This window comes from Rhodococcus sp. KB6 (assembly GCF_001445685.1).
Classification (GTDB): Bacteria; Actinomycetota; Actinomycetes; order Mycobacteriales; family Mycobacteriaceae; genus Rhodococcus_F; species Rhodococcus_F qingshengii.
In genome coordinates this window covers 1-12,130 of the sequence record NZ_LNAK01000056.1, presented here as the reverse complement: position 1 = coordinate 12,130, position 12,130 = coordinate 1, and the positions used below count along the sequence as shown (strand labels likewise).

Genomic DNA, 12,130 nt, shown 5'->3' with positions numbered 1-12,130 from the left:
GTCACAGGGTTGGTCCTTCTTGGTCGAGAACGGCTATTTCGCAATTCCCATTCTCGCGCCGAGGACCAGCCCGTCTACTTCAGTCCCGCGTCAGCAACGTCCGTACCCGCAACAACTAGTTCGCTACGCAATGTCATCTTCAGCGCTCCTCGCGACTTACGTGGTCAGTTCGAATCTATGACAACCGCAGCCATGTCACACCACTGCTCGATGGTGCGAGTCGGATAGGGCGCACCTACTGATCCTCGGGAGGCAACCAAATCGACGCTACGGTTGCTGTCCCGTCAGGTGATCACTCAGGGTAAGAAAATGAACCGGCTTTGAAGCGAACTCACCGATCTGGTGCGCCAAGTTAACCTTGTACTGCTCGCCGCACCGGTCGGCGTCGACAACGCATCCACACTGCTCGTCACCACAGGCGATAATTCCTAAAGACTACGCAGTGGAGCATCGTTCGCGGTCCTGTGCGGGTCTCTCCGATCGAGGCTTCCTCAGGAAAACACATTCGCCACTGCCTCAACCGCGGCGGAGATCGTCATGCCAACAATGCGCTCTGGCGGATCGCGATGATCCCACCAATAGCGACGTGCGATAGCGCACCTACGTCGCGCGTCGGCCAGTGGAACGGAATCGACGGCGAAGATCCAGCGATGCCTCAAACATCACACTGCCCGTGAAATCTACCTGCTGCTCGTCGATCCGCCGTCAGCTCAGAGTGCCGACGGTCTTCGGCCGCTCCGGCCCAAGGGGGCTGTCATGCAGTCGATCATTTCTACGTCTCTCTGACGACGATCTCGCGGACAGAGCGGGCCACCAAACTGATCTACGAGTCCGCATCACGCTACCGCGCATTACTGAAGAGAAACTTGCACAGGACACTTGAAATCAATCGGAGTATCCAAATCAGTTGCAGTCCGAACTGACAATGGACGCGATCTTTTCCATTCGAGATCTGTCAGTCGCCGCCGGCAACGTCGGAGATGCCGGCCAACTCGGGGAGAACGCGGCAATCAGTCCGCTCAGTTTCTTCTGCTGAACACAGGCCGATACCTCGGATCAAATCCGGGGTATCGGCTTCCTCAAATCTTTGTCGCAACAGAAAATGCGGGCCGGTGCGTCAACTATCGACGAGCCGACCCGCAATATCAAGTTATTCCGCGCTGAACGAGGGAATCATCATGCTTCCCATCACCGCCAAGCCGCTGACATCTCGAAGCGAACCCAGAGCATTACTCAAGAAGGAAAAAAGCATTAAATACTCACCTCCTTAAGCTGCGAGTTGCTGGATCGGAAAGTCATTCCTTCACCCATCCGTCGCTCGACAATGCAGTCAGCATCTCGAAGAAGCTGACGTGGATCGCTGAAAGTGACCCGGTGAAAAGACCGAAAACATCTTCCAAGGAACCCATTTTCACCCTCCTAAACTATTTGAACGGATTGAATGGGACGTCGAGACCGAAGTCCACGGAGAGCGCAACAGGCATCGTGATGATGGACTTGAAAGCAGTCAGCATCATGGGCAAGAGTGCCGAAACCGAACCCAGATCAGATGAATTCATCTCGCATCCTCCTATTCGCTCGAGATTCCAGTGAGCCCGTCGATGACGACCCCACCGGCATCGATTGACCCGTAGGCGAAATTCAGAATCGCCTGCAAGAACGGAACTAACATTTCCCACTCCTTCGTAACGGACAGTCGCATGTCGCCGGTAAGAATTTCCGTCACCCGAAGGACGGGATCTAGGGCCGAGCGATCACGATGTGGATGTAACCGTAGACAGTGTTTTAGAACTCGTGCCAGTTTTCGTGATTTATCTCAATTGTTCCGACTTAAGTCGTAGTTTCGGCAACTCAGCAAGGGGTGCGCTAGTACTTAAGTTCCACAGAAAACGCTCGACAACGACGCCTATCAGTACCGCGCACAAGTGAGATCCCCATTTTCGTTGCGTTCCATTGTCCACGGGTGCAGAGTTCAGAGGCCAATGAGGCTCGATGAACAGTGGTTCGATTTCGACACACAGCTCCCCCACCTCACCGCCCAGTGCCATGTCCAGGTTCTTCGGCGAATGAAACTGCCCCGCTACTGGATTATCGCGAAAGTCTCTGCACGTTCGTTTGTCGAGTACCTCTCACGAGTCGACTCAATCCGCCAGCGGCACTACAACAGTCACCCAGTATCCACACGGTCGATTACCCACGCTCTCCACGAGCATTCGCGAAGACTCCATGACGATCACCTAGCCCGCTCAGGATTACTCAAACCGTTCGGCGCGTGAACGGCAGCATCCGACAGGTCCGCGCATCACCCCGCCTCGCCGACCGAAGCCGATGAATGCACCCACCGAACGAGAGAAACCTCGCCGGCCGATCGGCGGTATGGCAGCATTCGCCACATGACTAGCGAACGGATCGAAGTACAGCGCACCATCCGTGCCGACCCCGCATCGATCTTCGCGGTCCTCTGCGACCCTCAGGGGCACGTCGCCATCGACGGATCCGGAATGCTGATGGGCGCAGATGGCGAACTCGTGACCGCGACCGGCGACGAATTCGTCGTCCACATGGATCGCGAAGCTCTGGGCGACCTACCCATGGGACAGTACGACGTCACAGTGACGATCAAAACCTTTGTTCCCCAACGCGAAATAGCATGGACCATCCTCGGAACTGTCCGGCCTCCAATCGGGCACGTCTACGGATATCGGATCGAGCCGGCCGACGACGGCCACAGTTCCCTCGTGACCTCGTACTACGACTGGTCTGACATCGGACCCACCTGGCGGCAAGCAGGAATCTTTCCCGTCATCGCCGAAGGATCTCTCAAAGCCACGCTCGGTATCCTTGCACGCACCGTAGCCAGAGGTTATCCGCGCTGACCCCGCCCGAAAGCCCAGTATCGGGGCCGTGATGCTCCTCTTCCGCGAGCGCGCAGCCACCACCGTGACAATCGCAGCACTGATCGCCGGTGCCGTCGCAACCTCATGGATTAGCTCAACGGAATCTTCTTCCCCACAACGTCTCCGGTGAGTGCAATGTCCTACGTTGCGCTCACAACCATCACGCCGGCCCTACCGCCTGTTATCTGATGGGGCGCCGAAGCCACGCTGACGCATCCCAGCCGCCACCTCACCCGAACTTGCGACGAGAGGCTGCCAAAGAGTGGTAGACGAACCTCCACTGCAGCCCAACACGCCCGGCTTCCCCGTCACGAGGCACGGGTCCATCAGTTCATGAAGACCACGCCGCACGACCTACACTAGAATGCCGAGAAGTTTTCTGCGCGTTCACTTTTCGAGCAGTGATCACGAATCGACTCGACCCGCCAGCGACACTACATCAACCACCCGATATCCACACGGCGAGCGCCTACGATCTCAGGCCTACACGCCCCTCCAGGCATGGGCCCGCACGATCCACCACGCCCGCCCTCACCCCCGCGGGATCGCGTACCGCGGTAAATTTCCCGGTGCACTGTGCGGGGCGCTGCTCGAACAAGCAGCAGACCCTTCCCACCCGTCCGGCGCCATTACTGCCACCGTCCCGTATTGAAATCGCACGCCGAATCGACAGCGCTGCAGTCACACTGGGGTTTAACGCCGTCTGACCCGGCAGGGTTGATCGCTACAACATTCTTCGACCTCCACGACAGATCACAGATATCCGGAAGTTTCTTTTGCTCCGGAGGCGACGCAGAACCACGGCAGCTTTCACGCAGGCGCCAGAAATCGGGCCCGATTCGCGCTACCGTTCTAGGCTATGGGGACCAGCTTCCACGGACCGAACCCGTGGCCACACATCACTCGCGCGATCCGCACGCGAGGCCCACGCTATGCCGCTGTCCCCTATCTCGGACACCTTGCGCCCGAACTACTTCCACTTCGCAGTGGAGACCTTCTGATCGTCAATGCTTCTACCGCGGCGATCCGCGCCCACGCCACTTCACCTGCCGTTCTTGCGCACTACCTCAGCAAGGGCGTTCGCATCCTGTCGTCGTCAACACTGCACGCCAAGGTCATCGTGACGAACCAACGAGCTGTAATCGGCTCGCCGAATGCTTCCGAAAATTCCACATTCACCCATGAAGCGGTCGTCATTTCCGATGACCCCCAAGTGGTTGCCGACAGTCGCGCGTTCGTCAACAATATCGACGAAACCACTGCTGTAGAACAAATATTCATCGACAACGCCGCGCGCGAATGGGCGATCGGGCGTGCCGTACCCATACCTGGCATCACTGGCCGAATGCAGAACCTTGACAACGACTTTCCTCTTGCTCCGACCAACCGAGTATTTATCAGGCAAGTCAGCGATCACGAAACCCGTCCCTCCGTGCGCATCGCGCCTGTGAAACAGACTTCAACGAAGCATCTTTCGGTCAATCCGAGCGTGAGATACCGACTCGAAACACTCAGACTCGGAAAACCAAGCAGCATGGCACGTGGGGACGTCGTCATCCGCGTCTCCACGGACAACGAATTGTTATTGCCACCCGCTGTCGTGATATCCAACCAGGATCGAATACCGGATTCCCCCAGCCATTTTCAGTTCTTTCTCCGCGTTCGCAACGACCTGCTACCGCTTCCTGTGCCAGACACCGAGAGGTATCTCGTCGAGGTCGGGCACCCCAGCGCACAACTGCGGTCCAACCACTACGTTCGCTCGCTCAGTCTTCGGGCCGAACTGTTGGCGTTGTGGAATCTTTGAGTCCTGAGAAACGAATGTCGACGGAATGCGAAGCATTCCTTCGAGTGCGCGAACAGCGCACCGTCAATACGTCGATCCGAGCAATGTACTCACGGAAGCCGAACGACGCACGACTCTAATGTTCGAATCCGGTGAACGAAATCCTCTGCGCAACTGCGATAAAGAGCATTCCGCGTGACAATATACGCGGATCGACCTCCCCCAACCGAAGTCCCTCACGATTCGCAGGCGGACACGAAGGCACAAACCCTCCCCGCTGGAAACCTACGTTCGGCAGCTGACAGGTTAAGGTGCCTTTCCGGATCTTTCAGGTGCTCCTCTCGACACGTGACCCGAGCCATCGAGCTCGCAGACGCACCATCGACTGTCCACAGACCCCTTTCTCCATCCATCTCCAGGACACACGGCAGCAGCCTGCGGAAGCGCCGTCCAACACGCGGGTTACATAACCCCTCCCCCGCGTTCAGTCGCACATGAACCTCCCCGGCGTCTGACAGCATGAGAGCCAAGCATCTCCATCCGCTCCCGAAGAATCCAACCCGATTCCGACGCTAGACCCATCATCGAACCGCCGACCGCCAACGCACCCAAACTCCACCTTCAGCGAAGCCGCAGCGGTGGTCCGTCAAGCCCCTCCCTGGTCGGGCCGGCGGCGGCCTGTGAGGCGGGCCGCCGCAAAATCCCTCAGAACTCCATGGCAACATCAACCACACGCGACACACCGAACAAGCGCGCCTACCCGTATCAGTTACAGATTGGTTCTAGTCTTTCCTCATGGCACAGCACAACAAGGGACCTCGCGGACACATCGCGACTCGTGCTCCCCTCAAGCAGCACAAGGTGTACGAGGATCGGGCCGCCGAACTCGGAATCCCTGCTGGGGATTACTCCGTGCTCATACTGGCCATCACCCATGGACTGGACATACCGGACTACATCATCGACAAACTGCATCCGGACCAGCTGAGACTGCTTGAGGTCGAGGCCGCTGGATCACTGCGCCGCATCGAGCAGCTTGCGGTCGGCGCATGAACTACCCCTAGACAGCGAACAACCCCCAGGGCTTGGCGGCATCGGGGGCTGTCCGTTTATGCGGTTGTGAGAGCTTCCCAGCTCCCTGACCACCACTAACCCAGTGAAGGAAGAGGCGGTGCTTACTCGATGATATCGCAGAAACGCAATTCCGCCATACTCGCGGACGTATTCGCGGTGTCATTTTTGGCACGTCCAGATCACATTTCGGCTTTCGCGGCGCTCGGATCACACTTCTGCGTCCCGAATGTCCCATCCGAGCAAGCCAGCACCGTACCCATAGTGGTACCGATGTGCGGCCGCCGGATCGAACAGACCTTCCGAACAACCGCGGCCGTGACGCGCGTACAGCGGATCCGCAGACAGGGAGGCCGCCCCTAGCCGACAACGAACGAAGTGCCCCGATACCTAACTAAACAGCGCAGACCTCTTGAAAAGCACAAAGGCCCCCGAAGGGGGTGATTGGGAGCGGACCGCATCGCGGCGAAATAAGGACTGGCAGGTCCTTGACGTCGACTGAGAACTGGCAGGTTCTCCGACATCTGTTCTCGAACATTCTCGAGAGGTGAGCTTCGAAAGTTAGCGCTTTCTCTGCTCGTACTGCATCCCCCTGGAAGGGACTTACCTATGGCAGGTATGTCTCAGGGTAGCGCATACCCTGAATACAGCCCAACTCATTCCATATCACCAACCTTCGGCGTGTCGCGCATCGGCACCCAATCCGCTGTTCCTCAATCGACAGAAGTCGACGAATGGCAAGCGGCAGTCGATGATGCTCTCTCACGTATAGCGCGCCTCGAATCCGCTACACGGCAACTCAACGAGTCCACTTACCAGCGTGGACGCTCTTGGTCCCTGCCTGTCGAACCAACGGAACAAGCACGCGTTCCAGTGTGGACATCACGCAGGGAATGGCTCCGCCAATTCCGGCATCACACCACCAGCCCGGCCGGCAAGGCGTTGTGCGCGCGCAACCTGATCAAGCCCGACAAGGCTTACGCAGTGGCACAAGCTCACGCACATTTCGCCGAATCCCACACCGGCCGCGGGGTCTCCGCAGCGAAATCAACGATCGCTGCCCGGGCCAAAGTCAGCGAATCCTCTGTCAATCGCGCCAGGCGAGTGCTCATCGCGCTGGGAATGGGCATCGAACACGTCCGGGGACGGAACCTCAAAACCCTGGAATTTCTGGCTGCTGAAGCCCATCACGGGGGTCAACAGCACCGCGCTGCATCGACATGGTCACTGTCATCCCCTCGAACAATCGTGGCAACGACACCTCACCGCAAACTCGCCAAGACGCGACCGTCTCGCGCCTCTGAAAGAGCAACCCGCCACAGAGCTCACAACTCTCTGAGGCCCGCCGTCAATCGCGTCTATCAGCCCCACAGCAGTCGACCAGGGCCGATAGGAACTGACACCCTATCTAGTGTTGGTTTTTTATCTTTTGAAGTTCTTCCGTTAGGAAGAACTCACCAACGCGCGCATGCGCGAGCCCAGCTCACAACAAAAAAACGAAGCACTTCTCGGATCACACCGCGGCCTCTGGCACTTCAGAGGACTGCAGCCGAACTCGTCAACCATGCGCCGGCTCTCAGACCGACCGGACATATCGGGGCGATCTGTGATCTTCTCCGCGATGTCAAGATCGATACGACGCGATGGACAGGACGTGACATCGCACAGACGCTTTCCCGAGACACAGCAGACCGGGGGTGGATCTGGCCAACAAGATCAAGCCTGATCTCACCGTTGGCATACCTCAGACGCAGGCTCGATGGGATCGACTGGACCGGAGAATCGCCCAGTGAACAGCGTAAATCGGCCGACCTGGCGCGAAAGAGGGAACAAGAATTACTTGAAAGCTCACATGTTCAACGTACGAAAATGGCAGCGAACCCGGAGCACCGCGCCAAGATCCTAGCCAGCATTCGGGCACACCTGACATGCAAGCAGCAGCATTGAGGCTTTACTGCCCCAATCCGGCCAAGCAATACACGTCCGAAAAACACGCCTCACGATGATCGACAAGCGTTGCCGAGAAGTGTGGCGATCCGTGGCACAGCACCCTGATCGCCACAGGTGTAAATACTCATGGCGACGTTGATCGGGACACAAAGAACCCGGAGGACAACGTTTTGATCTAATACGCGGAGCTCCACAGCCATTTTCGGAGAACTGACCCCGCCCGAGCCAGTCAATGGCGGGCTGGCGGTCCGCTTCTCTGCGCTGGAAGAACGTCGCGCTGGTACGGGTTCAACATCCGAGAGGGGTTGAAACGACAGCCGTTTCCTCCAATGCAGACGCGCCCGTAGGTATTCGGATCGTCTATCGGTCTATCCCTCCGAGACATGTACCTGACTGAGCATCTTTATTTGCGCAGGTAAACGGCTTTTTGTGCAGAGAAGCATGGTGCGATCACTGCGTGTGACGCATGCTTTGCGAGGCATCCTGGTCGCGCATGCCATACATGCAATGCGTGCGTTGCAAGGCATGCATTGCATGTATGGCAGCGCTGTTGCGTGAAACGGTGGGCCACCTTGCGTCGTTCGTAGCCGTCGGCACGGCAGCGCCGGAATCGTGCACGGGATACTTGTAGACGGGAAGCGGTCTCCATCCCCTCCCCCGCTCGGTCGAAAAGTGCGTGTGTTTCGGCGTTGCGATTCATGCGTCGCTGTATTCGAAATGTGCCCACCCACCCGAAAGTTCTGCTCGCAAAGCGGCGAAATCAAGCCTGACGGAACTGATTCATCCCATCCCGTCCCCAAGCCTAATTTCGTCACTGTGACGTAAAGTTAGTGCCTGCTCGGACTCGCTTCGGTCATTGCGTCGCGGCCGAACTTCGACTGATCCGGATCTCCACACGTCCCTTCCCTTACACGTCCGGGTTCACACCGCGACCGACCTTTCGCGCAGAATTTTCGTTTCACCGCAGGCCCCCGCTGTGTCCTGAGATGATTCCGCAATGTTGTTCGTGAGTTAGATGAGCACCCCGACTGGCAGTCAGTCGGCTGTATCTCTCAATAGAATTGGAACCCCCTCCCCTCGGTCAGTGCGGTTGTTCGTCCCACGCATGTCTCAGTTTTTTCACCATCCGTGCGGTTCACGTGAGTCCTTCCTTCTGCCCTGGATGTTCGGACCCCGATGGAATGACATATGTTCTGGCCTTCAAAGGGGTACAGGGTTCTATTGAAGTGCGCCCGGCGCGAACATCAGAAAGTTTCTGAAGTGGCAGGCTGTCTTGCCCGCCTCGCAAGGTTGGCGCGTTCCTTCCATCCGCGGCAAGGGCGGTGCATTGGCGGATGGCTGGGCAGGACCGCTCGCGACGGTTGAGCAATTTGTTCTGTGCGCACAGCGGAGATTGCTGAACCCTATATTTCCGCCTTTAGTCAGTTTGCTGCCCAATAGCGTCCCTTCGACTTCCTGGACAATCTGATCGAGACGCACTGTCACACGTTTCGATTCGTGTCTGGAACGCCTCGCTATCGGGTGATCGTGGCAGCCAAGCTGCTCTTGGTCGGTCGACCTTTTGCAACGGTGTGTGACACTCACGGCAGATGTTTTTCGATTCGTTCGATGGCAATGAGTGCATTGACCTGCTATTTTGTGCGTCCACGCAATGCGTGGTCTGTATGCACGGCATGCATTGCATGCAGAAGTGAAAGAGGTGCGATGCATGCAAGGCATGTCCTGCTAGCAGCGCATGGCGTGCGTGCAATCCTTGCATACCGCGTCATGCATGCTCTGCGTGCGCCGCGAGCGTTGTATGGTTTGCATGCAGAGCAGCGCGTGCGTGCGGAGGTAGCACCGCTAGCGGTGCGTGCAGAGCACGCCATGCGTTGTATGTGATGAGTGCTTGGCTAGCGAGGTACGCATTGTGTGCAAAGCATGCAGGGTTGGCTAGCGAGGCATGGATAGCGTGTCGCGCATGACGTGCACGGGTTGCGGTGAACGCGTGATGAGCATTGCACGCGTTGGACGCAAGGGTTGCACTTGATGCGACTCGTGCATGACACGCGCAGAGTGCGAGGCTTGTACGTCACGCATGACATGCGTGTTATGCTACGCGCGCACGTAATGCACAGTGTGCGTGTGTAGCGAGTAGAGCAGACTTAGCGCGCAATGCATGCAGTGCTTGGATTGCCCGTCACGCACAGTCTGCATGCAGCCCACGTACAGCGTGGATTGCGCACAGCAAGCAATGCACATATTGCATGCAGCGCGTTGTTTACACGCAATGCACGCCTCGCAAATGTCAACGCCCTCGATGAAAGGTCCGCAATGCAGCCACGCAAAATCGCACTCGGCAACCAGAAGGGTGGCGTAGGCAAGACGGCCTCCACTCTCGGGCTTGCCAGCGCCATCACCGCGGTCGGCGGAAAAGTACTTGTCGTCGACATGGACCAACAGGGCAATACGACCGGCGGCCTCGGCGTCACTCTCGAAGAGGGCATGATGACGGCCTACCACCTCATGAACCAGACCAGAGAAGGCATTGCAGCCGAGGCGATCATTGCCACCCCATGGGATGGCGTCGACCTCATTCCCGCAGACGAAGAGCTCGGCAAAATCGAATCGGATGGGTCGAATGACCTGGTGTTTCGCCTAGACGTTGCGTTCGAAGGGCTCGACCTTTCTCCTTATGACGCCGTGCTTTTCGACTGCCCTCCCAATATGGGCAAGGTGCTGTTCGCGGTTCTTATTGCAGCAGATGGCGTTGTCGCCATCACCGAACCCACAATCGACAGTGTCGGCGGCGTTCAGAAGCTCGAAGAGACAATCGACACCGTTCGTAAACGGGCGAACCCGAAGCTGGAATTCGACAAGATCGTAATCAGTCGTAAACGATCCACCGGCGAACATGAGTTCAGAGAGAGCGAGCTACGGGAAACCTACGGCTCACTCGTCGCCAAGACATCGATCCCGGAACTCGCGGCCCGCCAGGACGCGCACTCGAATCGCACTCCGATTCACCAGTTCAAGGGTGGGAAAGCATTGACGCTGCAACTTGCCTACAGTGACTTGCTCGCTGAGTTGCCCATCGTGATCGGAGCCCCGGCATGAGCGTGAAGCGGGAACCTGCCATTCGTAAGACACATCCGGCTGAACTCATCCCGGAACGTCCGCCCAGGGGAGACGCGACCCCCGCGGCACCTGCAGCTACGCCACCAACGCCTTCAGCGGATCTCAGTGCCCGCAAAGATGAGGAGGAGAAGCTGTCGATGACCCACAACACGCGCATCAAACCTTCGACGAAGGATCGCCTTCGGCGTGGCGTCGACAAATTGCGGTACGAGACTGGCGATCGCGAAATCAGCGAGGCATCGATGACCGAGGCTGCGCTGGACGAATACTTGAAGGCCAGGGGACTATAAGAGATTCGCGTGCATGGCATGCACTGCGTGCACGCATGATGGGATGTCTTGATTCTTGATTGTGGAGTTCGGCCCCCAGGCGAGGGCATCTTGTGTTTCGGCTGGAAGACCTAATTAGAGGCGCCTGGCACGACAGCTGAGTAGGCACATGTGGGGGACATTCCAAGGACCTCGATATTGAGAACGGCTGTCGGGTGCGGGCGGGAGGCGAACCGCCGGGGCGGGAAGTCCTTGCTGCGCGCGCAATGCCATGTCCCTCTCATCTGCTGACAGTCCGTTCTGTAGAACTTGGAAGCCTTGGCAGCGCAAAGCCTGGAGCAAATTGCGTGAACAATCCGCTGCAGTCACGCAATTCTCACGCAAAATTGCAGACCACCCCACGTCACTCTGAGATCAACAGGCACGCAGCTGGAACGACATCCCCGACGTGCTTTGAGTGCGACGCAAAAAACATCAGTCGACCCTCGGATACGACCGCTAGAAATCGCTGTCGACCCTCACCGCACGCAACGCCGACGAAACGCAGGAGTACGACCAGAAGAAATCTTCCGAAACCAGGAGGAGTCCCGCCGGCGGCAACCAGCGGGACTCCAGACCGAGAACACCCCTTTTAGGAAGGAAAACCCGATCATGGGTGATTTTAGTCTGCGCGCAGCGCGGATCCAGCTTGGAGCACTGATCGCCGCACTTCTCATCGCGATTTTCATCGCAATCGGGATCACCGCAGGCGCATTTGTCCTCTCCTTCGCGGTCCAACGGGACCTCGCGCGCCAAGGAACCATCCCCGAAAACCTCGCATGGATCTTTCCCGTCATCGTTGACAGTGCAATCTTCGGATCCACCGTCGCCATCGTCATTCTGAGCAAACTGAAGATGCATCGACGCGACAAGTACTTCTACTGTCAATGGCCACGAAGTTCTCCCCGTAGGCGGCCAGTAGTTCTCCCCGCTGGTGGCCACGGGTTCTCCCCGGTGGCGGCCAGTTGTTTTTCCCCACCCGCTTTCTGATTTGGGTTAGC

8 protein-coding genes and 1 pseudogene are annotated in these 12,130 nt (G+C 57.8%); 8 read left to right on the top strand and 1 reads right to left on the bottom strand.

Annotated elements, in window-relative coordinates:
* Positions 1 to 181: hypothetical protein (locus ASU23_RS34490; RefSeq protein WP_216637121.1), on the top strand; the 181-nt coding region annotated here is incomplete at its 5' end.
* A gap of 283 nt (positions 182 to 464) precedes the next feature.
* Positions 465 to 677, top strand: coding sequence for a transposase (locus ASU23_RS35315; protein ID WP_367646119.1), 213 nt, complete (start codon positions 465 to 467; stop codon positions 675 to 677).
* A 747-nt stretch (positions 678 to 1,424) separates the two neighbouring features.
* Here the strand turns inward: ASU23_RS35315 and ASU23_RS35100 are convergent.
* Positions 1,425 to 1,559, bottom strand: a complete 135-nt coding sequence (locus ASU23_RS35100) for a hypothetical protein (RefSeq protein ID WP_256065141.1) — start codon at positions 1,557 to 1,559, stop codon at positions 1,425 to 1,427.
* An 834-nt stretch (positions 1,560 to 2,393) separates the two neighbouring features.
* On the opposite strand from ASU23_RS35100, the gene ASU23_RS11705 reads away from it, so the two are divergent.
* From ASU23_RS11705 to ASU23_RS11680, 6 genes and pseudogenes are all read left to right on the top strand, one after another.
* Positions 2,394 to 2,876 carry a polyketide cyclase gene (locus ASU23_RS11705; RefSeq protein ID WP_030537933.1) on the top strand — a complete coding sequence of 161 codons (483 nt, stop codon included), beginning with the start codon at positions 2,394 to 2,396 and terminating at the stop codon, positions 2,874 to 2,876.
* 880 nt (positions 2,877 to 3,756) lie between these two features.
* A complete protein-coding gene (locus ASU23_RS11700) occupies positions 3,757 to 4,704 on the top strand; it encodes a phospholipase D family protein (RefSeq protein WP_058037962.1) in 948 nt (315 codons plus the stop codon).
* Positions 4,705 to 5,478: 774 nt separating this feature from the next.
* Positions 5,479 to 5,736: a hypothetical protein gene (locus ASU23_RS11695; protein WP_007733695.1), complete on the top strand. Its 258-nt coding sequence runs from the start codon at positions 5,479 to 5,481 to the stop codon at positions 5,734 to 5,736.
* A 4,281-nt stretch (positions 5,737 to 10,017) separates the two neighbouring features.
* The gene (locus ASU23_RS11690) at positions 10,018 to 10,800 is read left to right on the top strand and encodes a ParA family protein (protein ID WP_007733691.1); all 783 of its coding nucleotides are present in this window, start codon (positions 10,018 to 10,020) and stop codon (positions 10,798 to 10,800) included.
* A gap of 158 nt (positions 10,801 to 10,958) precedes the next feature.
* Complete coding sequence (locus ASU23_RS34805) at positions 10,959 to 11,111, top strand: hypothetical protein (RefSeq protein ID WP_007733689.1); 153 nt, start codon at positions 10,959 to 10,961, stop codon at positions 11,109 to 11,111.
* A 630-nt stretch (positions 11,112 to 11,741) separates the two neighbouring features.
* A pseudogene (locus tag ASU23_RS11680) lies at positions 11,742 to 12,011 on the top strand (DUF2637 domain-containing protein); the annotation flags it as partial.
* Positions 12,012 to 12,130: the final 119 nt, after the last annotated feature.

Bases quoted from the DNA above. Each gene is read 5' to 3' on its own strand.
- ASU23_RS35100 (WP_256065141.1), bottom strand. From the start codon at position 1,559: ATGAATTCATCTGATCTGGGTTCGGTTTCGGCACTCTTGCCCATGATG.
- ASU23_RS11705 (WP_030537933.1), top strand. From the start codon at position 2,394: ATGACTAGCGAACGGATCGAAGTACAGCGCACCATCCGTGCCGACCCC.
- ASU23_RS11700 (WP_058037962.1), top strand. From the start codon at position 3,757: ATGGGGACCAGCTTCCACGGACCGAACCCGTGGCCACACATCACTCGC.
- ASU23_RS11695 (WP_007733695.1), top strand. From the start codon at position 5,479: ATGGCACAGCACAACAAGGGACCTCGCGGACACATCGCGACTCGTGCT.
- ASU23_RS11690 (WP_007733691.1), top strand. From the start codon at position 10,018: ATGCAGCCACGCAAAATCGCACTCGGCAACCAGAAGGGTGGCGTAGGC.
- ASU23_RS34805 (WP_007733689.1), top strand. From the start codon at position 10,959: ATGACCCACAACACGCGCATCAAACCTTCGACGAAGGATCGCCTTCGG.